The organism is Achromobacter sp. Marseille-Q0513, assembly GCF_018195695.1.
GTDB lineage: Bacteria > Pseudomonadota > Gammaproteobacteria > Burkholderiales > Burkholderiaceae_B > Achromobacter.
In genome coordinates this window covers 1-513 of record NZ_JAGTJY010000486.1, presented here as the reverse complement: position 1 = coordinate 513, position 513 = coordinate 1, and the positions used below count along the sequence as shown (strand labels likewise).

Below are 513 nucleotides of genomic sequence, written 5' to 3'. Positions count from 1 at the left end.
ATCCAGCGTGCGGCGCGGCCCTTCGCTTTGCCAGGCTTCTACGCCTTCGGCGGCCACCCGCGCCGCCAGGCGCCGGTCGTCGGCACTGGCCGGGTCCACCAGCGGCGTACCCCACAGCCGGTTGCGCGATACGCACCAGGCGCCGCGTCCGTCCAGCATGCTGGCGAGCCGTTCGCGTCCCGAGGCCGGCACGAACTCGACATCGGCCAGCGCGCGCAGCGCCTGCTCGCGTGTCTCGCTCAGATCCAGGAACCACTCGCGCGACGCGCGGAAGAACACCGGCGTCTTGTGACGCCAGCAATGCGGATACTCATGTTCCAGCGTGGACAGGGACGCTACCCGTGGCGCGACCCGTTCCAGCACATGGTCGCGGGCCTGCGCCAGATCCATGCCCGCCATGTCGCCGGCCACGAAGCGGCCCTGCTCGTCCAGGTACTGCTCGACCGCCAGGCCATGAGGTTCGCAGACCCGGAAGTCGTCGGTGCCGAAGGCCGGCGCCATGTGCACCAGGCC

At 70.8% G+C, this 513-nt stretch carries 1 protein-coding gene; it reads right to left on the bottom strand.

Going from position 1 to position 513, the window contains the following annotated elements; all coding sequences use genetic code 11:
- The coding region (locus KDH83_RS31400) for a class I tRNA ligase family protein (RefSeq protein ID WP_212323049.1) at positions 1-513 on the bottom strand (513 nt) is incomplete at both ends.